The sequence below is a fragment of the Nocardioides sp. YR527 genome, from assembly GCF_900101045.1.
Taxonomy (GTDB): Bacteria; Actinomycetota; Actinomycetes; order Propionibacteriales; family Nocardioidaceae; genus Nocardioides.
Map to the genome: position 1 here is coordinate 470,626 of NZ_FNFN01000002.1, position 24,574 is coordinate 495,199.

Genomic DNA, 24,574 nt, shown 5'->3' on the forward strand with positions numbered 1-24,574 from the left:
CCTCGCCCCCAAGATTGGGTTACACCTGTCCAACGCGGAGGTTGTGAAGCCGAGAGTGACCAGTAGGCCACGCTCGGCTTCACAACCCATCCGGTCAGTGCGTCGCCAGCCAGGCGTCCAGGTCGACGCCGCGCTGGTCGGCGAGCTTCTCCAGACGCTCACGGGTCGGCGGCTGGAACACCTTCGGCTCGATGTGGCGGTCGAGGGCGGCGTACTTCCTCTGCTTGGCGGCCTGCGCGGGACCGGTCGCCTCGGCCGCGGTGACCACGGCCGGGGTCGCGGTGACCGCGGCACCGGTGAGCGGCGAGCTCACCAGAGGGGTGTAGCCGTCACGATGGCCGGCGGTGTTGGCGTGGTAGGACTCCGCGATCGGGTTGGAGAGCCCGTTGACCCACTCGGGGTTGTCACAGACCGCGTGTCCGGTGAACCGGCTGATCGGGTTGACGTAGCTGAAGCCGGCGGCGCTCGCCCGGGAGGCCGTGGTGTTGTTGAGGAGCACCGCGGTGTCGTTGAGGAGCGCCTCGTCCTGCGGGCTGAACCAGGTGAGGGCGTTGCAGTCCTCGCCCATGAACAGCTTCGGATATCCCACGACCACCACCTTCGCGCTGGGAGCGGCCGACCGGATCCTCGAGTAGAGCGTCCCGAGACTGGCCGGGAGGGTGTTGCGGATGTAGTTCTGCGCACCCGCGACCGCTCCCGCGCAGTCGCTCGCCCAGGCGGGGAGAGCGCACTCGGTGATCACGTCGACGAAGCCGGCGTCGTTGCCACCGACCGAGATGGTCACGTAGCGGGTCGAGGTCGACAGCGCGCTGAGCTGGCTGTTGGTGACGTCGGCGACGACCGCACCCGAGCAGGCACGGAAGTTGAGGCTGTAGCTCTTCGCCGCGGCGACCAGGCTCGGGTACGCCAGGGTCGAGCGCATGCAGTTGCTGCCGTCGTTGATGTAGGTGCGGGTGCCGACTCCTGAGGAGTAGGAGTCGCCGAGCGCGACGTAAGGCTCCCCGGCCGCGGCGGCCGGGGAGCCTGGGGCGGCGGCGAGGCCGGCGCCGAGAAGGGCGATGGATGTGAGGGAGACCGCGAGGCGGACTTTGGACAGGCGGAAGATCGAACCGTTCATGGCAACTCCCGAAAGCCGGGGACCGCTGGGGGCGGCCCTTCCCTTCGGTTGTACGCGCCCTTACGTCTCCCCGCAGGAAATTTGTTTCATGTCCAAGTAACTGTCCGGAACCCGCTTACCCGGATTCACCCGACGTTCTGCAGCCTCGGCAGGAGCCGGTCGAGCCACCGCGGCAGCCACCAGGCGCCGGGGCCGAGCAGACGCATCACCGCGGGCACGACGAGGCACCGCACCACGACCGCGTCGAGCAGCACCGCCACCGCCATCACGAAGCCCATCTCCTGCAGCATCCGGTCAGGGCTGAACCAGAAGGCACCGAAGACCACGACCATGATGGCGGCGGCGGCCGTGATGACGCCGCCGGTGTGCGCCAGCCCCTCCCGGACCGCCTCCTGGGCATCGCCGCTGCGCAGCCACTCCTCGCGCATCCGCGAGATCAGGAAGACCTCGTAGTCCATCGAGAGCCCGAAGACGATCGCGAAGGTCATCACCGGCAGGAACGCCTCGATCGGACCGGGCTCGACCCCGAGCAGCCCCTCCTGGAAGACGTACGTCATCGCGCCCATCGAGGCGCCGATCGAGAGGAGGTTGAGGATCGCCGCCTTGACCGCCACCGCGACGGAGCGGAAGACGCACATCAGCAGCAACGAGGAGAGCCCGACGACGAGCCCGATGAAGAGCGGCAGCTTCTTCGCGACCGCGTCGGAGTAGTCGATCAGCGCCGCGGTCGATCCGCCGACGAGGACGTCGTCGCCGAGATCCTCGCGGAGATCCTTGACCAGCTCGGTGGTCTCGGCATCCTGCGGGCCGGTCTCCGGGAAGGCGACGGAGGTGAACACCGCTCCGTCGGGCGACGGTTGCGGCGGCGTCACGGCGGCCACGCCGGCGTACCCCTGGACCTCCTCGTACGCCGCCACCGCTTCCTCCTGGGAGCCCTCGGTCATGACGATGAGCGGACCGTTGGCACCGGGGCCGAACTTCTCGCTGACCAGGTCGTACGCCTTCCGGGTGGTCGAGGAGGGGTCATCGTTGCCGGCGTCGGCGAAGCCGAGCTGGAGCCCGAGGACGGGGGTGGCCAGCGCACCGAGCGCGACCAGGGAGACGACCAGCGCGGCCCACGGGTGCCGCTGGACACCGGAGGCCCAGGCGCGCCAGCGCTGGCCGGGCTCGCGGCGGGAGCGGGCGGCGTGCTTGCGTACCGACTTCTCCAGACGCTTGCCGAACAGCGTCAGCAGCGACGGCAGCAGCGTGACCGCGGCGATCATGGTCATCAGGACCGTGAGCGCGACCCCGAGCACGACCCCCTGGATCGAGGTCAGCTGCAGCACGTAGAGGCCGCAGAGGGCGAGGATCACGCTCACGCCGGCGAAGAGGACCGAGCGGCCGGCGGTGTCGATCGCGGTCGCCGTGGCGTCCTCGCGGGTGGCGCCGCCGAGGAGCTCGCTGCGGTAGCGCGAGAAGACCAGCAGGGCGTAGTCGATACCCACGCCCAGCCCGACGATCATCAGCATCGGCGCGGTGTAGTCCGGGATCGTGGTCAGGTGCGAGAGCAACGTGACCACGCCGAAGGTCGTGCCGACCGCGAAGATCGCGGTGATCAGCGGCAGGCTCGCCGCCAGGAACGAGCCGAACATGAACAGCATGATCACCAGCGCGGCGAGCATGCCCATCCCCTCGGAGCTGCCGCCCTCGCCCTCGTTCACCTCACGCATCGAGTCGCCGGCCATCTCGACCTGGAGGTCGTTGGTCGAGGTCTCGTCGGCCAGCTCGAGGAAGGGCTCGTAGGCGCTCACCGGGAGCTCTCCGGCCTCGGCATCCATCACCACGGTGACCAGCGCGGTCGTACCGTCCTCGCTCACCGACCCGCGCTGGGGATCCGCCGCCTCGACGGTCTCGACATGAGGGACCTCGGCGAGATCCGCGAGCAGCTGGCCCACGGCCTGCTGGTCGGTGTTCCAGCCCCGCTCGTCGTGGATGACCGCGCGCACCTCGTCGCCGCGCGATCCACCGTGCTTCGCCTGCAGGTCGGCCATCTCCTGCGACTGGGTGCCCGGGATGTCGAAGGAGTTGCGGTAGTCGTCGCCGATGCTCTGCGCCGCCGCCGTCACACCCACCAGGACGACCACCCACAGCAGCAGTGCGGTCCAGTGATGGCGTTGAGAGAAGGACGCCAGCCGCCGCAGCGGACTGGGTCTGGTGGTCGTCTGGATGGTCATCATGTCTCCTGTCGTACGTCGCCTGGCTATAGGTAGTCTGGCGACATGTATGAAGACAATGTACGACCTTCTGTGTAGGCTGTCTACATGAAAGCCGACGCCCTACGTGGCCACCTCGACTCGCTGATCCTGGCCGTCGTCGAGAAGCAGCCCCTCCACGGCTACGCGATCATCGAGGCCCTGAGCGCCCGCAGCGGTGGCGAGCTCGACCTCCCCACCGGCACCATCTACCCCGCGCTGCGTCGCCTCGAGAAGGCGGGCTACCTCGACAGCTCCTGGTCCGAGGTCGGCGGCCGCAAGCGCCGCACCTACGAGCTCTCGAGCGCCGGCCGCAAGGCCCTCGCCTCCCACCGCCAGGAGTGGCGCACCTTCGCCAAGGTCGTCTCGGGCGTACTCGGCGAAGCCTGATCCCCGCCGAGCCCTACCGAGGCGTCACCCCGATCGGCCGAGTCGGCACTTACGTCGACCGAGTCGGCATTTATGGCGAGTCATTCAGGGAGTTCCCTGATGTGGCCGACACCGTCGAGCGCAGAAGATGAGCCTATGAGCGCCGTCGACGTCTACCTTGCGGACCTGCGCGCCGCGATCCCCGGCCCGAGCTGGACCCGGCGCGACCTGCTGCGCGAGGCCGGCGGCCATCTCGAGGACGCGACCGACGCCTACACCGCGGCGGGCTACACGACGACCGAGGCCGAGGCGCTCGCCCTGCGCGACTTCGGCTCCGTCGACGACATCGCGCCCGGCTTCCGGGACACCGTCGCGGTCGGCGCGGCCCGACGTACGGCGCTCCTGCTCGTCCTCGTCATGATCCCCCAGGCCGTCCTCTGGGACGGCGGGATCGACCTCGGCGCGAGCGCCCATTCGGCCGCCCCGGACAGCGGCCTCTTCCACGTCCTCGACCTCGTCATCGGGTACGTCGGCACAGCAGGCGCCCTCGGCGCCGTCATCGCCCTGGCGGTGACCGCGATCGGTCAGCGTTGGCTCCGGATCGGGCGCCGTACGGCCCGACTGACCGCCGCCTGGTCCCTGGCCACGGCCGTGATCGTGCCGATCATCGGCTTCACCATGCTGGCCCTGACCGGCGGCCTCACCGTGTTCCTGGCGCTCAGCGCGCTCGCCTTCATGGCCGCGCCGTTCGCCCTGGTCGCCCTCTCCGCCCAGCGCACCCTCGCCGCCTGCTGAACTGCGCTGGTCGAGCCGCCGGAGCCGCTAGGCGAAGGCGTGTCGAGACCAACACAGCCACTGTCGCGTCGAGGGGCACTGTGTTGGTCTCGACACGCTCGCTGGCGCTCGCGGCTCGACCAGCGGGGGTTGGTCAGTCGAACTTGCGCTTCTGCCGCGGCTTGCGGGGGCGGTCGCCGAAGTCGGAGCTGCCCTGACGGCCACCCTTGTCGAAACGGCCGCCCGAGCGACGCACGGGGCCGCCGCCGGAGTCCTCGGAGAGCTCGATGAGCTTGCCGGAGATGCGGGTCGACTCGAGCGCCTTCCAGGTCTCGGGAGCCAGGTCCGCGGGGAGCTCGACGAGCGAGAAGTCGTTGCGGATGGAGATGTTGCCGAAGTCGGCGCGACGCAGGCCGCCCTCGTTGGCGATGGCACCGACGATCTGGCGCGGCTCGACGCGGTGACGCTTGCCGACCTGGATCTTGTAGGTGGCCAGCGGCTGCCCGGAGTGACGCGAGGTGCTCGTCTCGCGGCGAGGGCCGCGGTCGCTGCCGCGGTCGTCGCGGTCGCGACGCCCGCGCCGGTCCTCGTAGGCGGGCTTCTCGGGCTCGGGCTCGAGGAGCAGCGGCTCCTCGCCGTGGAGCACCGCGGCCAGGGCGGCGGCGACGTCGACCTCGGGGATGTCGTGCTCCTCGACGTAGTGACGCACCACGTCGCGGAAGAACTCGATCTTCTCGCCCTCCTGGAGCGCGGCGGTGATGCCGTCGTCGAAGCGGGAGAGGCGGGTCGCGTTGACCTCGTCGACCGAGGGCAGCTGCATCTGGGTCGGCGATGCCTTGGTGTGCTTCTCGATCGCGCGCAGCAGCCACCGCTCACGCGGGGTGACGAACGAGATCGCGTCGCCGGTGCGACCGGCGCGGCCGGTGCGGCCGATGCGGTGGACGTACGCCTCGACATCGGTCGGCAGGTCGTAGTTGACCACGTGCGAGATCCGCTCGACGTCGAGACCACGAGCCGCGACGTCGGTCGCGACCAGGATGTCCAGCGAGCCGTCCTTGAGCTGGTTGACGGTCTTCTCGCGCTGGGCCTGGGCGATGTCGCCGTTGATCGCGGTCGCGGCGAAGCCACGCGCGCGCAGCTTCTCGGCCAGCGACTCGGTCTCGGACTTGGTGCGCGTGAAGACGATCATGCCCTCGAAGTTCTCGACCTCGAGGATGCGGGTGAGCGCGTCGACCTTCTGGGGGTAGGACACCATCAGGTAGCGCTGGGTGATGTTGGCGGCGGTCTGGGTCTTCGCCTTGACCGAGATCTCCTTCGCATCGCGAAGGTACTTCTTCGACAGCCGGCGGATCTGCGCGGGCATCGTCGCCGAGAAGAGCGCGACCTGCTTGTCCTCGGGGGTGTCGGCGAGGATCGTCTCGACGTCCTCCGCGAAGCCCATGTTGAGCATCTCGTCGGCCTCGTCGAGCACCAGGAAGCGCAGCTGGGAGAGGTCGAGCGTGCCCTTCTCCAGGTGGTCCATGATCCGGCCGGGAGTGCCGACGACGACGTGGACGCCGCGACGCAGCGCGGTCAGCTGCGGGCCGTAGCCCTGCCCGCCGTAGACCGGCAGGATACGTACGCCGTCGAGGTTGGACGCGTAGCGCTCGAACGCCTCGCACACCTGCAGGGCCAGCTCGCGAGTCGGCGCGAGCACCAGCGCCTGCGGCGCGTTCTGGTAGACGTCGAGGTTCGAGAGCACCGGCAGCGCGAACGCGGCGGTCTTACCGGTGCCGGTCTGCGCGAGGCCGACGACGTCACGGCCCTCGAGCAGCGAGGGGATCGTCGCTGCCTGGATCGCGCTCGGCGTCTCGTAGCCGAGCGCCTTCACGGCCTCGAGGACGCCTGCGGAGAGACCGAGCGAGTCGAACGTCGGGCCCTGCTCAGCCTCCACGTCGGACCCACCGCTGGGCGCGCTCGGCTCTTCGGGCGCGGGAGTGGTGGATACGGGAGAATCAGCGTCGGTGCTCACCATCCAACGGTAGGCCCTTATAGCACGATCTCAGCATTCCTCGGCGCGGTGGCCCCCGTCACTCAGGAGACGATGACCTCGTCGCCGACCGCGATCTCGCCGGGATGCGCGACGGCGAGATGCACCGCCGCCCAGACCTTGCCATCCCAGCGGCGATGCCGGGCGAGAGCCCGGAGCGGGTCCTTGCCCGACTCCAGCGTGTCGGCGTCGATGGTCGTCATCACGCACCGGTCGATCGGCGCGGCGACCCGGAACCGGGCGCCACCGATCGCGACCTCGCTCCAGCCGTCCTCGGCGAACGCCTCCGGGGACCCCTCGATCAGCAGGTTGGCACGGAAGCGCTGGGCAGGGACCTCACCCTCGGCCCAGGCGTCGATCTGGTCGACCGAGGCGTCGGTGATCATCGACACCGGCGAGGAGTCGTGAAAAGCGGCGAACTCGCCGGGCCGGTACTTGTCCGGGTTCATCGGCCGCTTCGTCGGGTCGGCACACCACATCAGCCTCAGGTCGTCGCGGCCGAGCGCCTTCCTCAGCCACGCGTCGGCAGGCTCCCCGACGGCCTGTGCCGTGAGCGGCTTCGCGAAGAGACGTACGCCGACGGCCGGCGTCCCCCGCGGGGGCACCGCCACCTCCAGCGGGTCCATCTCGGGACCGTTCAGGAGCAGGTCCACCCCGGCCGGCCCACCGGTCGACGGCGTGTCCGCCACGATCGTGAACAGCTCCCGCAGCTCTCGAGCCGTCACCAGCTTCCCGCTGCCGTCGACGACCATCCACTCGCGGTCCCCCACGATCCCGGCCCTACCGACGTACGCCTCCTCGACCGGCCGGATCGCCGTCGACTTCACCGGATGGATGTTGATCCCTGCCAGGCGCATGGGGCCCATTGAAGCGGAAACCGCTACTCGACCGTGACCGATTTAGCGAGGTTCCGGGGCTTGTCGACGTCGTGGCCGAGAGCCTTGGCGGCGTGGAAGGCGATCAGCTGGAGCGGGATGGTCAGCAGGATCGGATCGAGCTCGACCTCGTTCTTCGGTACGTCCACGCGCAGCGCGTCGAGCTCGCCGAGGTCGACATCGGGGTGGGTGACGACGACCAGCGGTCCGCGACGGGCGCTGATCTCGTGCAGGGCCGCGACGTTCCGGTCGGTCAGCTCGTCCTGGGGCACGATCGCCACAGTCGGCACGGACTCGGAGATCAGCGCGAGCGGGCCGTGCTTGAGCTCGGAGGTCTGATAGGCCTCCGCGTGCCGGTAGGAGATCTCCTTCAGCTTCTGCGCGCCTTCGCGCGCGACCGGGTAGCCGCGTACGCGACCGACGAAGAACATCGACTCGGCCTCGGCCAGGCGCGCCGCGACCTCCTCGAGGTGGGACTCGCTCTTGAGGATCTCCTCGATCTGGGTCGGCAGCGCCTGCAGGCCGGCGATGAGCCGCTTCCCGTCGGCGATCGAGAGGTCGCGCACGCGGCCAAGCTGGAGCGCCAGGAGCGAGAACGCGACGTACATGTTGGTGAGCGCCTTGGTCGAGGCAACCGCGATCTCTGGGCCGGCGTGCAGGTAGATGCCACCGTCGACCGCGCGCGCGATCGCCGAGCCGACGACGTTGACGACACCGAGCACACGCCCGCCCTTGCGCTTGATCTCCTGGACCGCGAGCAGGGTGTCGATCGTCTCGCCGGACTGGGAGACGGCGACGTAGAGGGTGTCGGGCTCGATGATCGGGTTGCGGTAGCGGAACTCCGAGGCCGCCTCGGCGTCGGCGGGGACCCGGGCGAGCTCTTCGATGAGCCCGGCGCCCATCTGGCCGACGTAGTAGGCGGAGCCGCAACCGAGGATCTTCACCCGGCGGATCGCGCGCAGCTCGCGCGGGTCGAGGTTGAGCCCGCCGAGGTGGGCCGTGCCGAACCGCTCGTCGAGCCGTCCGCGCAGCGCCCGCTCGACCGAGGACGGCTGCTCCAGGATCTCGGTGAACATCCGCGGCTCGTCGGCGAGCTCGCCGTACTCGTACGCCGACGGGTCCACGTCGACCTCGCGAGCCGTCGTCGTGGTCGTGGTCAGGTCCTGGCGGAAGGTCGTGAACCCGGTCGCGGTGACGGTCGCGAGCTCGCCGTCGTCGAGGTGGGCGACGGTGGTGGTGTGGCGTACGACCGCGGCCAGGTCCGAGGCGACGTACATCTCCCCGTCGCCGACGCCGACGATCAGCGGCGAACCGTTGCGGGCGACGACCATGCGATCGGGGAAGTCGGCGTGCACGACCGCGAGACCCCAGGTGCCCTCGACCTGCGAGAGCGCGTCGACGACCTTCGCCTCCAGATTGTCAGCAGTCGACAATCCGATCAGGTGGGCGAAGACCTCGGTGTCGGTGTCGCTGACCAGCTCGACGCCCGCCTCGGTGAGCCTCTCCCGCAACGAGGCGGCGTTGTCGACAATCCCGTTGTGGACAACCGCGACGCGGCCGTCGGCGGAGACGTGCGGGTGGGCGTTGGTGTCGTTTGCCGGGCCATGGGTCGCCCACCGGGTGTGGCCGATGCCGACCTTGCCGGCGAACCGCTTCGGCAGCGCGTCGACCAGATCGCGTACGCGTCCGGCCTTCTTCACGACCTGGAGCCTGCTGCCCAGCACCGCGACGCCCGCCGAGTCATAGCCGCGGTGCTCCAGCCGGGCCAGCCCCTCGGTGAGCAGGCCGGCCGCCTGCTGAGGTCCGATGTAGCCGACGATTCCGCACATGTGTCCCGTCCAATCCATCCGTCGTTCTATCCGTAGATGAGCCGTCGTAGCTGCCGTTCGGTCAGCTGCGGCGCGGCGACGACCCGCGCCCGAAGCTCCTCGGCGAGCTGCGCGAAGATCGCGTCGTTCTTCGCGCCGTAGGTCTTCAGCTGTGCATGCCGGCGGCGTACGTAGGTCTCGACCGGTTCGTCGAAGTACGCCACCACGTCCTCGATCACGCGCGCCGCCTCTGCGGGCCGGAGCCCGGTGGTGGCGACCAGGTGGTCGATCAGCGCTTGCTCGGCATTCACATCACCAACTGTGAAGCACCCACATCTCCAGGTTCAAGTTCCTGCCCGATTTCGGGCAGGAATCGCGCATTCATGCCGAAGTGGAGCAAAGGGCGGACAGATCACCCATTTCGACACCTCCAGGTGGAGCGACGCACGCCATATGCCCCATTGCTTGGACTTACCCGTGGGGGTGCGGTACCTTAGGTGAACACAAGGTGAACAGGAGGTGTCTGATGAACGGTAGTAAAGTGACCAGCAAGCTCGAGCTCCGCTGGCTCCCCGTCGTCGACCGCCGCGGCCGTAAGCACATGGAGGCCCGCTGGGTCGAAGTCAGTGCGCCCGCGACCACGCGTCACGCCGCCTGACAACCGCTCAACGTTTCCGAGGCCCGCCCCCGACAAGGGAGCGGGCCTCGTGCGTTTAGGGATAGCGTTGTCACTGCAACCAATTTCCCCGCCCGCCGTCAGAAAGCCCACGAGAGCGGGAACATTGGGAGAGATTCCCCCGTTATGATGCTTGCAGTTTCAACCAATTCCTCCAGGAGCAAACCCAACATGGGCATTTTCAGCAAGAAGGACGCGGCCCCCGCTGCGACCGACTTCGACACCCCCACCGCGGCGATCGACGACATCACCGGTGACTACACCCTCGACATCGCGCACACCCGCCTGGGCTTCTCGGCCCGCCACGCGATGGTGACCACCGTCCGCGGCTCCTTCAAGGAGTTCGAGGGCACCGCGACGATCGACACCGCCGAGCCGACCAAGTCCAAGGTCTCGCTCGCGATCACCGCCGCCTCCGTAGACACCGGCAACGCCGACCGCGACGGCCACCTGCTCTCGGGTGACTTCTTCGAGAACGAGGCTCACCCCAACATCACCTTCGAGTCGACCGCGGTCGAGTTCGACGGCGAGACCTGGAACATCACCGGCGACCTGACCATCAAGGGCACCACCAAGTCGGTCACCGTTCCCTTCGAGCAGACCGGCTCCGCCAAGGACCCGTTCGGCAACACCCGCGTCGGCTTCGAGGGTGCCGTCGCGATCAACCGCACCGACTGGGGCCTCTCCTTCAACGCCGCCCTCGAGACCGGCGGCGTCCTCGTCTCCGAGAAGATCAAGCTCGAGTTCGACATCTCCGCGATCAAGGACGCCGACGAGGCCGCCTGATCCCGAGGTCGATCTGACCCACGATGCGTCGGGGCCACCGGGAGATCCCGGTGGCCCCGACGTATCACGTGCGAGGTTCGCTCAGGGCGCGTCCTGGACGTAGTAGTGCTTCTCCGTCCCGATCCGACCGGTGCCGACGACATCCACGGACGAAGAGTCCCCGGTTGCTCCCCCGGCGAAACCGAGCTGGTCCGTGCCGAGGTCCACACCACGACCGCCACCCAGCGGCGAGCCGGTGTCGTCGTCATGGTGGACGACACCACCACCGGCACCGGGGTCGGCCGGAGACTCGAGGTGCGCGCGGCCACTGACCACGACAGTCGTCCCGTCGGTCGTCACCGTCACCGCGGCGTCGCTGCCGGCTGCCGCTCCCGCGACCGTCATCGGGCCGGCATGTCCGCGGTCCGGAGCCTTGATCGGCTGCTGGGCCACCGAGGCGGCGCGGCTGTCGGCGTGCTCCACGGACTGCGAGTCGGCGCAGGCGATCCCGGCACCGGCGGCGATCAAGCCACCTGCCACCAGGGTCACCGCCACCGATCGCCGAAGCCCCCCGAGGACCTTCGAGTTCATCGCGTTCTCCTGACGTGTTCGAGTGTTGCGGGGAATGCGGGACCCCGTCAGCGCCTGCACCCGGCGCCCGAGCGCACGGGGATCGCGGCTGGCGCCGACGGGGTCCCGCCGAGCGGGGCGAGCGAGTTCCTGGTCACGCTCATAGCCCCACCCATCTGACCGGACGGATCGGCAGCCTGAGTCGGCTGACCAGCTTCACGCCCGGCGGTAGATCCATGCAGGGCGACGCCCCCCGGCGTCCAATCGCCCGCATGGATCCGTTGCTCGCTCCGACGCTCGATCGTCGCGTCACGTCCGGTGCCACGAGCCATCGCGGCACGGCGTACACCGCGGCCTCGACTGCTCGTCGAGGCCGTCACAGCCTCACTGCTCACCATGGACGCTCCCGAGTTCGGTCCGAATCAGAGCCTTCAGTACTTGTTACGTACGTCGATGCGCCGATGTTGCAGTTCTCGGAGAAATACGGAGAAAGTCCCGCAAACACGTCGCTGAGACATGTTTGCGAGACTTTGCGGGCAGGCTCAGCGGCCCTCAGCGCACCTCCGTCGTCGAGCTCAGCTCCTCGACGACACCCTCGTCGCCGGCGTCGACCGAGTAGTCCGACGCCTCGGTGGCGTCCTCCCCGTCCGGCACGTTGAGCGCCCTCAGGACCGGGGTCAGGACGACGACCACGACGATGTTCAGCAGGAACGCGGTGAGCGCGATGTAGATCGGCGTCTCCGTGCCCGGGAACGGCGCCAACGGTCCGCCGAAGTGCTCCTGCGTGGGGGAGGAGACGCCGTAGGCGACGATCGTCCCGTACGCCATCCCGACCGCCCATCCGGCCAGGACCGCCCACCGGTGGAACCACCGGGTGTAGAGCCCGACGACGATCGCCGGCAGCGTCTGCAGGATCCAGACGCCGCCGAGCAGCTGCAGGTTGATGGCGTACGACTTCGAGAGCGCCAGCACGAAGATCAGCGCCCCGAACTTCACGACCAGGGACACGATCTTGGCCTGCTTGGCCTCCTCCTGCGGGGTCGCGTCGGGCTTCAGGTAGGCCTTGTAGATGTTGCGCGTCCACAGGTTGGCGGCCGCGATCGACATGATCGCCGCCGGCACCAGCGCACCGATGATGACGGCTGCGTACGCGACGCCGGCGAACCACGCCGGGAACTGGTCCTCGAAGAGCTGCGGGATCGCGAGCTGCGGGTTCGGCGGGTCGCCGACCATCACGCCGGCCGCGAGGGCGACGAACCCGAGCAGCGCGAGGAGCCCCAGGAGGAACGAGTACGCCGGCAGCAGCGAGGCGTTGCGGCGGATCACGTTGCGGCTGCGGGTGGAGAGGACGCCGGTGATCGAGTGCGGATACATGAACAGCGCCAGCGCCGAGCCGAGGGCCAGGGAGGCGTAGGCCCACTGGCCGGCCGCCTGCGTCGGGAACAGCGCCTTCGGGGCTGCGTCGCCGGCGGCGATCGCGTCGGCGTTCTCGGTGTTGAACGTGTCGAAGCTGTTCTGCACGGTCTCGAAGATGTTGCCCCAGCCGCCGAGCTGCGAGGGGATGTAGATGATCGCCACGATGATCACGATGTAGATCAGCGAGTCCTTCACGAACGCGATCAGCGCCGGCGCCCGCAACCCGGAGGAGTACGTGTAGGCGGCCAGCACCGCGAACGCGATGAAGAGCGGCAGATCGCGAATGAACCAGTTCGAGGAGTCGCTCTGCAGGCCCATCACCTCGAGCACGACCTCCATCCCGACCAGCTGCAGCGCGATGTAGGGCATGGTGGCCAGCAGGCCGGTGACCGCCACGGCCAGGCCCAGGGACCTGGACCCGTAGCGGCCGACGACGAAGTCTGCCGGGGTGACGTACCCGTGCTTGTGCGAGACCGACCAGAGCTTCGGCAGGAACGCGAAGATGATCGGGTAGACGAGGATCGTGTAGGGCACCGCGAAGAACCCGACCGCCGAGCCGGCGAACAGCGTCGCGGGGACCGCGATGAACGTGTACGCCGTGTAGAGGTCGCCTCCGATGAGGAACCAGGCCACGAACGTACCGAACCCGCGGCCGCCCAGACCCCACTCGTCGAGGTTGTCCATCGACTTCGCCCGGCGCCAGCGAGCGGCGGAGAAGCCGAGGATCGTGACCAGCAGGAAGAGGAAGGCGAAGACGGAGACAGCTACCGCGCTCACTGGCCACCCTCCTTCCACGGGCGACCCGCGGCGGCACGGTCACGCCGGAACGCAGCCTTGGCGACGAAGTACGCGATGGTCGTGAACAGGACGGAGCAGGGGATGAGGACGAGCTGGAACCAGAAGTAGAACGGGAATCCGGCGAGCGTCGGATCCTCCTTCGCGTACAGCGGCACCGCGAGTGACGGCGCTGCTGCCGCGAACAGGAGGATCCCGACAAGGATCCACGAGCCCTTGGACGAGGACGGCATGGGTCACCTCCGAGATCTGTCGAAGTGGGGTTGGACGACCTGTGACCTTGGTCACATCCAAGCCCCGTGTCCAGCCCAATTCGACCGACACGACGACGAACGGTCGATCTGCCGGGACGAACGGTCATCCGGATCCAGAGGGTCACTATCCATGCGCTAACTTCCACGTCGACGATCCGAAGGAGAATGAGATGAACCGACGTACGTCCCTCGCCGCCGTCCTCCTGATGAGCGGGGTGATCGCGGGCGCGCCCGGCTCGGCTTCGGCGCATCCGGAACGTCCACGCGAGATCATCGCGTCTCAGGTGGTGAAGGCGACCAGCCCTCATCCCGGGCTGAACATGACGCTGCTCGAGGGCCCGACGTTCGGCGCCGACGGCGACCTCTACTTCGTCGACGTGGTGGCCTCCTCGCCGGCGCCGAAGGTGCTGCGGCTCGACCCGGCGTCGCGGGAGGTCTCCGGGTTCTTCACCGACTCCGCAGGCAGCTACACCTCGGCGCAGTGGAGTCCGGTCGACGGCCGGCTCTACCTGACCGACTACCAGGGCACGATCCGCAGCGTCGCCGCCGACGGGACCGATCCGCGCACGGTCTTCTCCGGACCGGTCGAGGGCAGCCCGATGAGTCCCGACGATCTGACCTTCGACCCGTTCGGCAACATGTACGTCACCGATCTGACCGGCTACCTCGACCCGGCGCGGGTGCCGCTGGGGCGGGTCGTGCGCATCGCCGCCGATGGCTCGGGCGCGACCGTGCTGGCCTCGGGGCTCGCCGCGCCCAACGGGATCTCCTTCGACCGCGGCCACCGCGGGCTCTACGTGAGCACGCTGTGGGAGAACCGGATCAGCTACCTCGCCCTCGACCGGTCGCGCACGTCGGTCGTCGCGGACCGGACCGTCGCCGAGGTCGACGGCGCCGCGGGGACCGAGACCGATTCCAACGCCGTCGACGCGGCCGGCAACATCTACCAGGCGACCCACGGCGAGCCGGTCATCCGCGTCTTCTCCCGGCACGGCCGGCCGCTCGCGACGGTCCGCGTCCCCGTCGCTGACCGGGCCGGACTCACCTCGGCGACCAACGTCGCGATCCGGCCCGGGACCAAGCAGGCGTACGTCACCGTCTCCGGCGATGCCGGCGGGTTCATCTACAGCTTCGACGCGCTGGCCAAGGGCATCCGGCAGTCGAACGGCGGTTAGCGCGGCCGCCGCCGGGAAATCACCTGCCGAACGGTGCCGTCGGGGCTAGCCTGCAAGGTGATCCTCACCCCCTCGGCACAGGAGCCCCCATGAGCACTGAAGTCCCCAGGATCGACCGCCGGCGTCTGCTCGGCGCTGCCGCGGCCGGCGCCGCAGCGGCACCGCTTCTCACCGGTTCGTCCGGCGCAGCGAGCGCTGCCGTCGAGCCGCTCGGGCGAGGCCAGGCCGTCCGGACCGGCGCCGAACGGGCCGCTGCCGACGGCTGGTCGGTGCTGTCGGGCGATCGGGTCGGCATCATCACGAACCCCACCGGCGTGCTCCGCAACCTGCGCAACATCGTGGACGAGATGCACGAGTCCGGGGCGGTCCAGATCGCCGGCGTCTTCGGCCCGGAGCACGGCTTCCGCGGCACGGCTCAGGCGGGCGGCTCGGAGGGCACCTTCGTCGACGAGCGCACCGGGCTGACCGTCTACGACGCCTACGGCGCGAATGTCGCGAAGATGACCGAGCTGTTCACCACCGCCGACGTCGAGACCGTCGTCTTCGACATCCAGGACGTCGGCTCCCGGTTCTACACCTACATCTGGACGATGTGGACAGCGATGCAGGCCGCCGTCGCGACCGGCAAGCGCTTCGTCGTCCTCGACCGGCCCAACCCCGTGGGCGGGACCGCCCGCGGACCGATGATGACCGCGGCGTACACCTCGGGCGTCGGCGCCCGCGAGATCGTCCAGCAGCACGGGATGTCGGTCGGTGAGCTGGCCCGGTTCTTCGACGGGGAGTTCCTCGAGGAGCACGCCGGCGGGCGGCTGGCGCAGCTCGACATCGTCCAGGTCTCCGGCTGGCGGAGAAGGACGGTGTACGCCGACACCGGGCTCGACTTCATCCTGCCGAGCCCGAACATGCCCACCGCCGACACCGCGCTGGCCTACCCCGGAACCTGCATGTTCGAGGGCACCAACCTCTCCGAGGGGCGTGGCACCACCAAGCCGTTCGAGCTGATCGGGGCGCCCTTCGTCGACCACCGCTGGGCCGCGGCGCTGGAGGAGGCCGGGCTTCCGGGCGTGACGTTCCGCGAGGCGTACTTCAATCCCTCGGTCAACAAGTTCGCCGGCCAGGTCTGCGGCGGGGTCCAGGTCACGATCCAGGACCGCGACCGCTTCGACCCCATCCGCACCGGCGTCGAGATGCTGGTCACCGCCAAGGGCCTCTATCCCGAGTTCGCCTGGCGCCAGGACTCCTGGGACACCGCCCGCCCGTTCTGGATCGACAAGCTCACCGGATCGACGAGGCTGCGTACGCAGATCGACGCCGGCGCCACCGGCGACGAGGTAGAGGCGGCCTGGCGAGACGAGCTGGCCGCCTTCGACCGGACCCGCCGCCAGTACCTCCTCTACCGCTGACCCGGCGCGTCCTCACCGAAAACCACGTCGAGTCGGCGCGTTATGACGCGCCGACTCGGCGAGATTTTCGGTCAGAACGAGCCGACTCGGCGGTCGGGTCAGCGGAGGGCGGCGGTTGCGGCTGCGAGCGCGGTCACGCGGTCCCAGTCGCCGGAGGCGAGCGCGTCGGCGGGGGTGAGCCAGGAGCCGCCGACGCAGCCTACGTTGCGGAGGCTGAGGTAGCTGGGGGCGGTGGCGAGGGAGATGCCGCCGGTGGGGCAGAAGCGCGCGTCGGGGAGGACGGACGGCAGCGAGCCCAGGTACTTGGCGCCGCCGGAGGCCTCGGCCGGGAAGAACTTCATCGCGGTATGGCCGGTCTCGAGCACCGCGAGGGCCTCGGAGACGGTGGCGGTGCCGGGCAGGAACGGCAGGCCGGTGTCGCGCATCGCGCCGAGCAGCGTCGGGGTAGCGCCCGGCGAGACCAGGAACTGAGCGCCGGCCGCGGCGGCCTCCTTCGCGAGCACGGGAGTGGTCACGGTGCCGGCGCCGATCAGGACCTCCGGCACCTCCTCGGCGATGGCCCGGATGGCGTCGAGCGCGACCGGCGTACGCAGCGTCAGCTCGACCACGGGCACGCCGCCCTCGGCGAGGGCGCGGGCCACGGGCACCGCGTGGGCGACATCCTCGACCACGACGACGGGGATCACCGGGGAGAGGTCGAGCAGGTCGGTGGACTTCAGGTCAGACATGGACGGGGGTCTCCTGGGACGATGCGGGGAACTGGAACACGGAGGCGCCGGTGTCGGCGGAGCCGACCGTGGCACGGAAGGCGCCGAAGAGCTCACGACCGGTGCCGCGCCACTCGGCGTCGAGCGGCGCCCGGCCGGTGGTCGGACGGTGCGCGAACTCGTCGGCGTCGACCCCGATCGTCAGCGTGCCGGCGACGGCGTCGACAGTGATCAGGTCGCCGTCCTGCACGCGAGCGAGCGGTCCGCCGAGCGCCGCCTCGGGAGTGAGGTGGATGGCCGCGGGCACCTTCCCCGACGCGCCGGACATCCGGCCGTCGGTGACGATGGCGACGCGCTGGCCGCGGTCCTGCATCACGCCGAGCGCCGGGGTGAGCTTGTGCAGCTCGGGCATCCCGTTGGCCGCGGGACCCTGGTAGCGGAGCACAGCGACGAAATCGCGGCCGTCGAGGCGCTTCTCGGAGAAGGCGGTGAGGAAGTCGGCCTGGTCGTCGAAGACGATCGCCGGCGCGGAGACCAGCTGGTGCTCGGGCGCGACCGCCGAGGTCTTGATGACGGCGGTGCCGAGCTCGCCGGTCAGCACCCGTAGACCACCGTCGGGCGAGAAGGGATCCGAAGCCGGGCGCAGCACGTCGAGGTCGCCGGAGACCGGGGCGCCCTCGACCAGCTCGATCTCGCCGTCGCGGGTGAGCCGCGACTCCTGGGTGTAGGCCGAGAGCCCCGGCCCGAGGATCGTGGTGACGTCCTCGTGGAGCAGCCCGGCCTCGAGCAGCGTGCGGATCAGGAAGCTGACGCCGCCGGCCGCGTGGAAGTGGTTCACGTCGGCGGAACCATTGGGGTACATCCGGGTGAGCAGCGGGACGACCGGCGACAGGTCGGAGATGTCGGCCCAGGTCAGCTGGATCCCGGCGGCACGAGCGATCGCGACCAGGTGGAGGGTGTGGTTGGTCGAGCCGCCCGAGGCCAGCAGCGCGACGCAGGCGTTGATGATCGCCTTCTCGTCGACCAGCTCGCCGATGCCCGGTCCGCCTTCGAGGGCGAGCTCGGTGGCCCGGGCGGCGGCGGCGCGGTTGAGCGCGGCGCGCAGCAGGGTGTCCGGGGAGGCGAACGAGGAGCCGGGCAGGTGGAGGCCGAGCACCTCCATCAGCAGCTGGTTGGAGTTGGCGGTGCCGTAGAAGGTGCAGGTGCCGCGCGAGTGGTAGCTGGCGGCCTCGGCCTCGAGCAGCTCCTCGCGGGTGGCCTCGCCTGCTGCGTACCGCTGTCGGACGCGGGCCTTCTCCTTGTTGGGGAGCCCCGAGGACATCGGGCCGGCCGGGACGAAGACGGTCGGCAGGTGACCGAACGAGAGGGCCCCGATCAGGAGGCCGGGCACGATCTTGTCGCACACACCGAGCATCAGCGCGGCGTCGAACATGTCGTGCGAGAGGGCGATCCCGGCCGACATCGCGATCACGTCGCGGGAGAAGAGGGAGACCTGCATCCCGTCGCGGCCCTGGGTGATGCCGTCGCACATCGCGGGTACGCCGCCGGCGACCTGCGCCAGCCCGCCGGCCCGCATGACCGCGGCCTTGAGGAGCGGCGGGTAGGTCTCGTAGGGCGCATGCGCGGAGAGCATGTCGTTGTAGGAGGTCACGATCGCGACGTTGGGCTTCGCGCCGGGGTTGATGACCTTGAGCTCGGCCTTCGTCGGGGCGGTGGAGGCCGCGAAGCCGTGGGCCAGGTTGCTGCAGGCGAGCCGGCCTCGGGCGGGCCCGGTCGCACGGGCGGACGCGATGCGGGCCAGGTAGTCGGCCCGCGTGGCCGCGGACCGCTCGATGAGCCGGGCGGTGACGTCAGCGACGGTGGGGGAAACGGCGGTCACGGGTCCTCCAAAAGACAGTGTGCTTTGGCACACCTTGACACGATCTTTGGATCGATACAAGTAAATCTTTGGTACTTGGGAGACATAAGAGGGGTAGGCTGACCCCCATGCCCGAGATGACAACCGCCGCCGACGTCCTCGCTCTGGTGCGCTCCGGGCGCGCCCTGACCCGCAGCGATCTGCAGAAGACGACCGGGCTGTCGCGTACGGCCGTGGTCTCCCGGGTCTCGGCGCTCGTCGACGCAGGGCTGATCCTCACCGGGGAGGAGCTCGCTTCCACCGGCGGCCGACCGCCGGGCTCGCTGAGCTTCAACGCCGACGCCGGGGTCGTCCTGGCGGTGGCCATCGGACGCTCCCGCAGCCAGCTCGCCGTCTTCGACCTCGATGGCCGCGAGCTCGCCGGCGACACCCGTGATCATGAGGTCGGCATCGCCGCCGACGACCTCATGCCCGACGTGACCGACCGGCTCGAGCGGCTCCTGGAGGGCATCGAGCCGCCGGTGCTCGGCGTCGGGATGAGCCTGCCGGGCGTCGTCGACCCGGTCCGCCTGGTCTCCGTCGACTCACCGGTGATGCGCGGCTGGGACGGCGTCGCCCTCGACCCCTACTTCGACCGGCTCACCGACGGGCCGCTCGTGCTCGTCAACGACACCGACGCGCTGGCCACGGCGGAGCTCTTCGGCGCCGGGCTGCACCCGAAGGACGCGCTCGTCGTGAAGGCGTCGACCGGCCTCGGGCTGGCGGTCATCGCCGACGGCCGGGTGCTGCGCGGCCACGCCGGCGCCGTCGGCGAGATCGGCCACACCCGGGTCGAGTCCGCCGGCGAGCGCCCGTGCCGGTGCGGAGCCACCGGGTGCCTGGAGACGGTCGCCGCCGGCTGGGCGCTGACCCAGGGTCTGGTCGACTCCGGCGTCTCCGCCGGACACATCCGCGACCTGGTCGCCGCCGCGCTCGCCGGCGACGCCATCGCCCGCGGCCTGCTGCGCGAGGCCGGCCGCCAGCTCGGCGAGGTGCTGGCGATCGCGATCAACCTGCTCAACCCCGAGGTCGTCGTCATCGGCGGCGACATGGCCGGCGCCTTCGACCTCTACACCGCAGGCGTACGCGAGACCGTCTACTCCCGCTCGACCGCCCTGGCCACTCGCGACCTGACCTTCGTCCCCTCCACCCACGCCGACTCCACCGGCATGGTCGGCTGTGCCGCGGTGGTCATCAACCACCTGCTCTCCCCCGAGCGCCTCGACGCCCAGCTCGGTGCCGCGACGTAGCGCTCGGTCGGGCGTCAGGGAGCCGCGACGGTGAAGGCGGCCTCCACCTCGGCGTAGACCGTGATGTCGTCGGGGTCGAAGGCCAGATCCGGCGCGGCCTCGTCCGCTCCCCACACCTTGGCCTGCGCCGACAGCGCCATCGGCGCCGCCGACGAGTACGCCACCTCGTGGCTGACGCCGACGTCGTTGATGCTCCGGACGACGACCGGGCCGAGGTCGAGCGCATCGGCGTAGTCCTGCGCGCGCACCTTGGCCTGGCGCACCGCCTCCTGACGTACGTCACGCTCGACCTGCAGGCGGCGGTCCTTGGTGAGCTGCCACGACACCTGGTGGATCGCGAGGCCGCCGTCGCCGGCGGTGCGGCCGACCCAGGTCGCCAGCGCCGGGAAGTCGACGAACTCGGCCACGAGGCCGACCGATCCCCGATGAACCAGCGGCAGTCGCTTGCCCTCCTGATGCCAGGGCCGCTCGGCGGAGGTGCGTACCCGCTGCACGACGAACCGCTCGATCGCGCCCTCCTGCTCGAGCCGCTCGAGCTCCGCACGCACTCCGTGCAGGCTCCGCTGCAGCCGCTCCATGACCGGCTCCGGAGCGGGCCCGTCGAACCGCACCTCTGCGGTCACCACTCCCCGCTCGGGCACCACCTCGACGCTGTGCGACCCGCGCACCTTGATCAAGACCTCACTCATGCCGAGAAACGTACGCGGCGAGGACCTATCCTCACCAGGGTGACTGCAACCAGCCGCCTGCGCCAGATGACCGGACGCGACCCGCACGAGGAGCATCGGGCCGCCACTCCGTTGGAGCTGCTCTTCGACCTCACCTTCGTCGTGGCTTTCGGCGTGAGCGGCAACGAGCTTGCCCATCAGCTCGCGGAGGGCCACGTCCTGGCGGGGATCGTGGCCTTCTGCTTCGCCTCGTTCGCGATCTGCTGGGCGTGGATCAACTACTCATGGATGGCCTCGGCCTACGACACCGACGACTGGGCGTTCCGGCTGCTCACGATGGTGCAGATGGTCGGCGTGATCATCATGGCCCTCGGCCTGCCGGAGATGTTCGCGAGCGTCCACGAGGGCGACCGGCTCCACAACGAGGTCATGATCGCCGGGTACGTCGTGATGCGGGTCGCGCTCTGCGGGCAGTGGCTGCGCGCCTGGCGCCAGGATCCGGCCCGTCGCGGCGCCCACCGGGTCTACCTGATCACCATCCTCACCGCGCAGGTGCTCTGGTGCGTCATCGCCTTCCTGCCGCTGAGCGTGACGGTCGCGTTCGTGGCGATGACGGTGCCACTGGTGATCGAGCTGGTCGGACCGTTCATCGCCGAGCGTCGCTTCGGAGGCACTCCCTGGCACGCCAGCCACATCGCCGAGCGCTACGGTCTGCTGACGATCATCACCCTCGGTGAGGGCGTGATCGGCACCGTCGCGGTGATGTCGGCGTTCGTCCAGGAGCAGGGCTGGAGCCTCAACGCGATCCTGCTCATCACCGCCGGAATCGGCCTGACCTTCGGCCAGTGGTGGACCTACTTCACGATCCCGTGGGCCACGATGATCGAGCGGCACCGCGACCGCTCGTTCCTGTGGGGCTACGGCCACATCCTGATCTTCGCCGCGATCGCGGCGACCGGCGCCGGCCTGCACGTGGCCGCCTACCTGCTCGAGGACCACTCCGAGCTCGGCGAGGTCGGCACGGTCCTCTCCGTCGCCCTGCCCGTCGGGGCGTACGCCTTGGTCCTCTATCTCCTCTACAACCTGTTCATGCACGTGCTCGACCCGTTCCACATCCTCCTGGTCGCCCTCACCGCCGCCGTGCTCGTCGCGAGCGTCGTGATGGCGGCCACGGGCGTGCCGGTGGCCTGGTGCCTCGTGGTCGTGGCGCTGGCGCCGGTGGTCACGATCGTCGGCTACGAGGCCGTCGGTCACCGTCACATGGTCGACCACCTCGAAGCGCTCTAGCTCACCGAAATGAGAAGGTGCCCCACGCTCGCCAGAGTGGGGCACCTACCGTTGGGGACATCAGGCCTTCGGCTCGGGGCCGGGCTCGCCGTCCTCGGACTCCTCGACCTCGTCGACCTGCTCGGCGGTCACGGTGTGCTCGTCGTCGCCGGCCGCGAGGATGCCGTAGAGCTTGCGCCGGGTGTCGGCGAGGACGTCGGCGGCGGCCTGGCGCTGGGCGTCGGTGCCGGAGGTGGCGAGCTGCCACACGGCCGGGAGCACCTGGGCGAGCTCGCCGCCGAGGACTCCGAAGCCGGCCAGGTCGCCCAGACCACTGGGACCACCACGGCCGCCGCGAGCCTGGCCGCGAGCGTTGTCGACGGCCTTGTCGAACGGCTTCCAGACGGCTGCCAGCTCGTCGGCGTGCTCGGTGGCGTACGTCTTGCCCGACTCGGTCAGCCGGATCGCCCGGCGGCCGTGCTCGTCGTCGGACTCCACGAGACCCTCGTCCTCGAGCTGCTGGATGGTCGGGTAGACGGAGCCGGGGCTCGGCCGCCACTCACCCGAGCTGCGCTCGGAGATCTGCTGGATCACCTGGTAGCCGTTGATCACCTGGCCCTGCTCGGCCGCTTCGGCCATCACGTAGATGATCGCGGAGCGTACGTCACCACGACGGACACGGGGCCCGGGCCGCTGCGGGGGCTGGTTCTCGAAGCCGAGCAGCGCCGCGATCCACGGCGGCGGGCCGGCCGGCCCACGACCGCGACCGTGGTGGCCGCCCTGCCAACCGGGGCCGCCGGGGCCACCCCATCCGGGTCCGCCCCAACCGGGACCACCCTGCCAGCCATGGGAGCGGCGCGGGCCGCCCTTGCCGAACTCTCGACCCATCTGGTCGATCCACTCACCCCAAGGGTTGTTGTTACTCATCAGGTTTCTCACTTACTCTCGGAAGACTAGATCGCGTTCCTTCGCGATATATCGTGATCGTACGCCGAGGATTCGAGTGGTTCAAGCCAAATAGGAGGGAGCCCCCGAATATCCGGGGGCTCCCTGACTCAGACCCTGAGGGTCGCGAGTGCGATCAGACGCCGGGCGTCTGCGGCGGCGTCGAGTTCTGAGCTGTCGGCGCGGCAGCCGGACGCGTGCCACCGCCCTCGGCCTGGAGCCGCTCCAGCTGGCGGGCGGCAGCCTCTCGACCACCGAGACCGAAGGCGAGCGCCGCAGCAGCGGCACCACCGACGACCACGGCACCGAAGCCGAGGTTGATGATCGAGTCGGCAAGCCCCATGAAGCTCAGCCCGATCGCGACGAAGAGCACGATCGTGGCGTACTTCAGGATCTGCGACGCCGATCCGGGCACGATCTTCGCGAGCACCGAGGCGATCACGACACCGGCAGCGATGATCGCGCCACCGAAGATGACCCGGCCACCCAGCTCGAGCACCTCGGCGATGAACGCGGTGATCTGCGGGAACTCCAGCATCTGCGCCGCCATCACGGCGAAGAAGAGCACGATGCCGATCTGGATCACCTTGGTGATCGCCGGGGTCGCGCTCTGGCCCTGCGGCAGCACGTCCATCGAGTGGAGCGCGTTGTCGAAGCCGAGCCCGTCGATGAGCTGACCGAGGACGTCGGCGGCGAAGCGGGCGATGACCACACCGATGCCGAGCAGGATCGCGGCGGCGATGAGCTTCGGGATCGCAGCCAGGATCATGGCGAGCATGAGCTCGGCAGGCCGCGAGATCGAGCTGATCCCGAGAATCTGCAGAGCGGCGATGGCCACGACGATCATGATGATCGCGTAGAGAACGAGACCGATGACCTTGACGATCTGCGCGGCAGCGCCCGAGGGAGCAGCCGGTGCATCGTACGAGTCGGTGGCGTCCACACCCACCGTCGCGTCGACCTGACCGGAGAGCTTGCTACCGCTGCCGAGCCACTTGTCGAACGGGACCGCACCGAGCGCGGTCTCGACGAGCTGGCGGACGACCTTGGCGACGAGCGCGCCGACGATGAAGACGAAGACCGCGCCGATGAGGTTGGGCAGGAAGCCCAGCACACCGTCGAGCAGACCCTGGATCGGAGTCAGCACCGAGCTGAGCCCGAACAGGTCCAGCAGCGCGATCAGACCGAAGAGCCACACCAGCAGGGCAGCCACGGAACCGAGGCTCTTGCCGATGGTGTCCCCGTCATTTCCAGCCTTCTGGAGCACCGGAATCTTCGAGGTCAGCTTCGCGAACGCCCAAGCGACGATCTTCGCGATGATCCACGTGACCACCAGAATGACGATCGCGGCGAGCACCTTGCCCCCGAGACCCACCCAGTCGATGTCCTTCACGGCATCCATTTGTCTCTCCCCTCAATAGGGTTCTGAGAAGGTGCCTGGGATCGACGAGCAGCCCGAGTGATGCGCGCAACAGGCACCTCTGCTTCCAGAGACGTTCGTCCAGATGGAGCCACGACGCAAGTTTGGCGCTCCATAGGACGCAAATAAGCGATTCCTTTACAAGACAAGGATTTCGTGTT

The 24,574-nt window shown here is 69.4% G+C and carries 22 protein-coding genes; 8 read left to right on the forward strand and 14 right to left on the reverse strand.

The window, feature by feature from the left end:
* Positions 1–94 precede the first annotated feature (94 nt).
* Entirely contained in the window at positions 95–1,117 is a 1,023-nt protein-coding gene (locus BLT25_RS06660; protein WP_091043472.1) for an SGNH/GDSL hydrolase family protein, read from the reverse strand.
* A gap of 125 nt (positions 1,118–1,242) precedes the next feature.
* Complete coding sequence (locus BLT25_RS06665; protein ID WP_091044310.1) at positions 1,243–3,333, reverse strand: MMPL family transporter; 2,091 nt, start codon at positions 3,331–3,333, stop codon at positions 1,243–1,245.
* Positions 3,334–3,420: 87 nt separating this feature from the next.
* Between BLT25_RS06665 and BLT25_RS06670 the strand changes: the two genes are divergently transcribed.
* The gene (locus BLT25_RS06670) at positions 3,421–3,741 is read left to right on the forward strand and encodes a PadR family transcriptional regulator (protein ID WP_091043475.1); all 321 of its coding nucleotides are present in this window, start codon (positions 3,421–3,423) and stop codon (positions 3,739–3,741) included.
* Between the two features lie 135 nt (positions 3,742–3,876).
* The gene (locus tag BLT25_RS06675) at positions 3,877–4,515 is read left to right on the forward strand and encodes a permease prefix domain 1-containing protein (protein WP_091043476.1); all 639 of its coding nucleotides are present in this window, start codon (positions 3,877–3,879) and stop codon (positions 4,513–4,515) included.
* 133 nt (positions 4,516–4,648) lie between these two features.
* On the opposite strand, the gene BLT25_RS06680 is transcribed toward BLT25_RS06675, so the two are convergent.
* From BLT25_RS06680 to BLT25_RS06695, 4 genes are read right to left on the reverse strand one after another with little or no spacing between them, the layout of a single operon-like run.
* A complete protein-coding gene (locus BLT25_RS06680; protein WP_091043479.1) occupies positions 4,649–6,508 on the reverse strand; it encodes a DEAD/DEAH box helicase in 1,860 nt (619 codons plus the stop codon).
* Positions 6,509–6,567: 59 nt separating this feature from the next.
* Entirely contained in the window at positions 6,568–7,380 is an 813-nt protein-coding gene (locus BLT25_RS06685; RefSeq protein WP_176883668.1) for an MOSC domain-containing protein, read from the reverse strand.
* 23 nt (positions 7,381–7,403) lie between these two features.
* Positions 7,404–9,245, reverse strand: coding sequence for a glutamine--fructose-6-phosphate transaminase (isomerizing) (gene glmS / locus BLT25_RS06690; RefSeq protein WP_256328478.1), 1,842 nt, complete (start codon positions 9,243–9,245; stop codon positions 7,404–7,406).
* Between the two features lie 8 nt (positions 9,246–9,253).
* Positions 9,254–9,517, reverse strand: coding sequence for a hypothetical protein (locus BLT25_RS06695; protein WP_091043484.1), 264 nt, complete (start codon positions 9,515–9,517; stop codon positions 9,254–9,256).
* Positions 9,518–9,732: 215 nt separating this feature from the next.
* On the opposite strand from BLT25_RS06695, the gene BLT25_RS30300 reads away from it, so the two are divergent.
* Entirely contained in the window at positions 9,733–9,864 is a 132-nt protein-coding gene (locus BLT25_RS30300) for a hypothetical protein (RefSeq protein ID WP_256328479.1), read from the forward strand.
* Between the two features lie 189 nt (positions 9,865–10,053).
* Entirely contained in the window at positions 10,054–10,668 is a 615-nt protein-coding gene (locus BLT25_RS06700) for a YceI family protein (protein ID WP_091043487.1), read from the forward strand.
* An 81-nt stretch (positions 10,669–10,749) separates the two neighbouring features.
* Here the strand turns inward: BLT25_RS06700 and BLT25_RS06705 are convergent, their stop codons facing one another.
* The 3 genes from BLT25_RS06705 to BLT25_RS06715 form a co-directional block, all read right to left on the reverse strand.
* Positions 10,750–11,238, reverse strand: a complete 489-nt coding sequence (locus BLT25_RS06705; protein WP_091043488.1) for a hypothetical protein — start codon at positions 11,236–11,238, stop codon at positions 10,750–10,752.
* 531 nt (positions 11,239–11,769) lie between these two features.
* Positions 11,770–13,410: a monocarboxylate uptake permease MctP gene (mctP, locus tag BLT25_RS06710; RefSeq protein WP_256328480.1), complete on the reverse strand. Its 1,641-nt coding sequence runs from the start codon at positions 13,408–13,410 to the stop codon at positions 11,770–11,772.
* Entirely contained in the window at positions 13,407–13,661 is a 255-nt protein-coding gene (locus tag BLT25_RS06715) for a DUF3311 domain-containing protein (protein WP_091043495.1), read from the reverse strand. Before BLT25_RS06715 ends, mctP begins: the two co-directional genes overlap by 4 nt.
* A gap of 191 nt (positions 13,662–13,852) precedes the next feature.
* Here BLT25_RS06715 and BLT25_RS06720 point away from each other — a divergent pair, with 191 nt between their 5' ends.
* Both BLT25_RS06720 and BLT25_RS06725 read left to right on the forward strand, forming a co-directional pair.
* On the forward strand, positions 13,853–14,857 hold the full coding sequence (locus BLT25_RS06720; protein WP_091043498.1) for an SMP-30/gluconolactonase/LRE family protein: 1,005 nt from the start codon (positions 13,853–13,855) through the stop codon (positions 14,855–14,857).
* An 89-nt stretch (positions 14,858–14,946) separates the two neighbouring features.
* A complete protein-coding gene (locus BLT25_RS06725) occupies positions 14,947–16,260 on the forward strand; it encodes an exo-beta-N-acetylmuramidase NamZ family protein (protein WP_091043501.1) in 1,314 nt (437 codons plus the stop codon).
* 98 nt (positions 16,261–16,358) lie between these two features.
* Here the strand turns inward: BLT25_RS06725 and eda are convergent, their stop codons facing one another.
* Together eda and edd are read right to left on the reverse strand one after the other, a co-directional pair.
* Positions 16,359–16,988 (reverse strand): bifunctional 4-hydroxy-2-oxoglutarate aldolase/2-dehydro-3-deoxy-phosphogluconate aldolase, encoded by a 630-nt coding sequence (eda, locus tag BLT25_RS06730; protein ID WP_091043503.1) that lies wholly within the window; start codon positions 16,986–16,988, stop codon positions 16,359–16,361.
* Positions 16,981–18,846 (reverse strand): phosphogluconate dehydratase, encoded by a 1,866-nt coding sequence (edd, locus tag BLT25_RS06735; RefSeq protein WP_091043506.1) that lies wholly within the window; start codon positions 18,844–18,846, stop codon positions 16,981–16,983. Before edd ends, eda begins: the two co-directional genes overlap by 8 nt.
* Before the next feature lie 107 nt (positions 18,847–18,953).
* On the opposite strand from edd, the gene BLT25_RS06740 reads away from it, so the two are divergent.
* A complete protein-coding gene (locus BLT25_RS06740; RefSeq protein WP_091043508.1) occupies positions 18,954–20,114 on the forward strand; it encodes an ROK family transcriptional regulator in 1,161 nt (386 codons plus the stop codon).
* Between the two features lie 14 nt (positions 20,115–20,128).
* On the opposite strand, the gene BLT25_RS06745 is transcribed toward BLT25_RS06740, so the two are convergent.
* Entirely contained in the window at positions 20,129–20,803 is a 675-nt protein-coding gene (locus BLT25_RS06745) for an SIMPL domain-containing protein (protein WP_176883669.1), read from the reverse strand.
* Positions 20,804–20,842: 39 nt separating this feature from the next.
* Between BLT25_RS06745 and BLT25_RS06750 the strand changes: the two genes are divergently transcribed.
* Positions 20,843–22,069: a low temperature requirement protein A gene (locus BLT25_RS06750; protein WP_218131253.1), complete on the forward strand. Its 1,227-nt coding sequence runs from the start codon at positions 20,843–20,845 to the stop codon at positions 22,067–22,069.
* 60 nt (positions 22,070–22,129) lie between these two features.
* Here the strand turns inward: BLT25_RS06750 and BLT25_RS06755 are convergent, their stop codons facing one another.
* Positions 22,130–22,975 (reverse strand): PadR family transcriptional regulator, encoded by an 846-nt coding sequence (locus BLT25_RS06755; protein WP_218131254.1) that lies wholly within the window; start codon positions 22,973–22,975, stop codon positions 22,130–22,132.
* Positions 22,976–23,129: 154 nt separating this feature from the next.
* Positions 23,130–24,395, reverse strand: a complete 1,266-nt coding sequence (locus BLT25_RS06760) for a mechanosensitive ion channel (RefSeq protein WP_091043517.1) — start codon at positions 24,393–24,395, stop codon at positions 23,130–23,132.
* Positions 24,396–24,574 lie beyond the last annotated feature (179 nt).

Excerpts from the sequence above, each read along its gene's own strand:
- BLT25_RS06660 (WP_091043472.1), bottom strand. The coding sequence starts at position 1,117 with ATGAACGGTTCGATCTTCCGCCTGTCCAAAGTCCGCCTCGCGGTCTCC.
- BLT25_RS06665 (WP_091044310.1), bottom strand. The coding sequence starts at position 3,333 with ATGACCATCCAGACGACCACCAGACCCAGTCCGCTGCGGCGGCTGGCG.
- BLT25_RS06670 (WP_091043475.1), top strand. The coding sequence starts at position 3,421 with ATGAAAGCCGACGCCCTACGTGGCCACCTCGACTCGCTGATCCTGGCC.
- BLT25_RS06675 (WP_091043476.1), top strand. The coding sequence starts at position 3,877 with ATGAGCGCCGTCGACGTCTACCTTGCGGACCTGCGCGCCGCGATCCCC.
- BLT25_RS06680 (WP_091043479.1), bottom strand. The coding sequence starts at position 6,508 with ATGGTGAGCACCGACGCTGATTCTCCCGTATCCACCACTCCCGCGCCC.
- BLT25_RS06685 (WP_176883668.1), bottom strand. The coding sequence starts at position 7,380 with ATGCGCCTGGCAGGGATCAACATCCATCCGGTGAAGTCGACGGCGATC.
- glmS (WP_256328478.1), bottom strand. The coding sequence starts at position 9,245 with ATGGATTGGACGGGACACATGTGCGGAATCGTCGGCTACATCGGACCT.
- BLT25_RS30300 (WP_256328479.1), top strand. The coding sequence starts at position 9,733 with ATGAACGGTAGTAAAGTGACCAGCAAGCTCGAGCTCCGCTGGCTCCCC.
- BLT25_RS06700 (WP_091043487.1), top strand. The coding sequence starts at position 10,054 with ATGGGCATTTTCAGCAAGAAGGACGCGGCCCCCGCTGCGACCGACTTC.
- BLT25_RS06705 (WP_091043488.1), bottom strand. The coding sequence starts at position 11,238 with ATGAACTCGAAGGTCCTCGGGGGGCTTCGGCGATCGGTGGCGGTGACC.
- BLT25_RS06715 (WP_091043495.1), bottom strand. The coding sequence starts at position 13,661 with ATGCCGTCCTCGTCCAAGGGCTCGTGGATCCTTGTCGGGATCCTCCTG.
- BLT25_RS06720 (WP_091043498.1), top strand. The coding sequence starts at position 13,853 with ATGAACCGACGTACGTCCCTCGCCGCCGTCCTCCTGATGAGCGGGGTG.
- BLT25_RS06725 (WP_091043501.1), top strand. The coding sequence starts at position 14,947 with ATGAGCACTGAAGTCCCCAGGATCGACCGCCGGCGTCTGCTCGGCGCT.
- eda (WP_091043503.1), bottom strand. The coding sequence starts at position 16,988 with ATGTCTGACCTGAAGTCCACCGACCTGCTCGACCTCTCCCCGGTGATC.
- BLT25_RS06740 (WP_091043508.1), top strand. The coding sequence starts at position 18,954 with ATGCCCGAGATGACAACCGCCGCCGACGTCCTCGCTCTGGTGCGCTCC.
- BLT25_RS06745 (WP_176883669.1), bottom strand. The coding sequence starts at position 20,803 with ATGAGTGAGGTCTTGATCAAGGTGCGCGGGTCGCACAGCGTCGAGGTG.
- BLT25_RS06755 (WP_218131254.1), bottom strand. The coding sequence starts at position 22,975 with ATGAGTAACAACAACCCTTGGGGTGAGTGGATCGACCAGATGGGTCGA.
- BLT25_RS06760 (WP_091043517.1), bottom strand. The coding sequence starts at position 24,395 with ATGGATGCCGTGAAGGACATCGACTGGGTGGGTCTCGGGGGCAAGGTG.